This is a genomic window from Anaerolineae bacterium (assembly GCA_014360855.1).
Classification (GTDB): Bacteria; Chloroflexota; Anaerolineae; order JACIWP01; family JACIWP01; genus JACIWP01.
Window position 1 is genome coordinate 1 of the sequence record JACIWP010000429.1, and the last position, 1544, is coordinate 1544.

At 62.0% G+C, this 1544-nt stretch carries 2 protein-coding genes; one reads left to right on the forward strand and one right to left on the reverse strand.

All coding sequences use genetic code 11. From position 1 onward, the window contains the following. Nucleotides 1–597 (reverse strand): carboxypeptidase regulatory-like domain-containing protein (locus H5T60_14795; GenBank protein ID MBC7243699.1); only part of this gene is annotated, 597 nt, incomplete at its 3' end. 211 nt (nt 598–808) lie between these two features. Between H5T60_14795 and H5T60_14800 the strand changes: the two genes are divergently transcribed. After that, complete coding sequence (locus tag H5T60_14800) at nt 809–1507, forward strand: response regulator transcription factor (GenBank protein ID MBC7243700.1); 699 nt, start codon at nt 809–811, stop codon at nt 1505–1507. The last annotated feature ends 37 nt before the right edge of the window (nt 1508–1544 follow it).

Below are 1544 nucleotides of genomic sequence, written 5' to 3' on the forward strand. Positions count from 1 at the left end.
GTACCAGAAGGTCAGGGTGACGCTGGCGGCGTCCGCCGGCACGGTGATGCGCTGAAAAAACGAGGATTCGGTAACGCGGTCTGTCTCGGATGGTTCGATGCCGGAGCGCATGGAGCGCAGGCCGGTGCGCACATAGGTGGTGGAGTAGCGCGCCGGCCAGGGGGTGGGGCCGACCTGCCAGACATCCATGGTTTCAAAGGAGCCGTTCTGGATGATATCGGCGCAGGCCGTGCCGCTGAAGTCCACCGTAGTGGTGCTGCCGTCGGCGACCGCGGCCGGCTTGATGGGTTCAGCGAACTGGCAGACGCCTTCCAGGTAGAAGAGCTGGACCGTGTAATCCCCCGGAGGGAGGATGAAATCGGTGAAGTAGACGCCGGCGGCGTTGGTGGTGCCCGTCCAGATAATGCTGGTGGAGGGCAGAGGGCCGGCGACGGAGACCACCGTTCCGCTCACCGGACTGCCCTCGCAGGAAACCGTGCCCTGGATTGCGCCGTAGATGGTGACAGCAGAGACCGTGGGAACCAGGCTGAAGAGCAGTAGCAGGGATAGAATGAGGGCAATGGAGCGCTTGCTGATATTGCTCTTGGGATCGGACATCCGCGTTTCCTCCTGATGGAAGGAGCCTTGGGCGAAGCCGGCGGGCATTTTCCCCATGCATATTGCGGAAATGCCCTACTGTTATTATACCACAGAATGGATGATGTGCAATCATGAACGCGGAGGGGGCCGACGAACATTAATATTAGAGTTGATTCTCTGGGCGGAATGGGGTATGCTTGCAGGCAAGAATTGCGGGGAAGGGGTGAAAATGCGCAAGACCATTCTGGTGGTAGATGACGAGGCGAAGATCGTGCGGCTGGTGCGCGACTATTTGGAGCAGGCCGGCTTTCGCGTGGTGACGGCCAACAGCGGCCGGCAGGCGCTTCAGGCAGTCCGTCTCGAACAGCCCCATCTGGTGATATTGGACCTGGGCCTGCCCGAGATGGATGGGCTGGACGTGGCGCGGCAGATCCGCAAGGAATCGAACCTTCCCATCATCATGTTGACGGCGCGCGTGGATGAGGCGGACAGGGTGGCCGGCCTGGAGCTGGGCGCGGACGACTATGTGACCAAGCCGTTCTCACCGCGCGAACTGCTGGCGCGGGTACGGGCCGTGCTCCGCCGCACCGAGAAGGGGGAGGAGCCGGCGGCGGAGCTGATTGAGGCCGGCGATGTGCGGATTGATCCCGTCCGCCGGCAGGTCAGCGTGGCCGGCAAGACGGTGGAGCTGACCCCCACGGAGTTCGATCTGCTGGCTACCATGGCGCGGGAGCCGGGACGCGTCTTTACCCGGCTTCAGCTCCTGGAGAAGGTGCAGGGGTACGCGGCCTATGAGGGGTTTGAACGCACTATTGACGCGCATATCAAGAATCTGCGCCGCAAGATCGAGCCAGATCCGCGCCGGCCGCGTTATATTCATACCGTCTTCGGAGTGGGATATCGGTTCGAGGTGAAGGAAGATGCGTAGCCTGATGTGGAAGATCGTGCTGGCCTTTGCGCTGGTG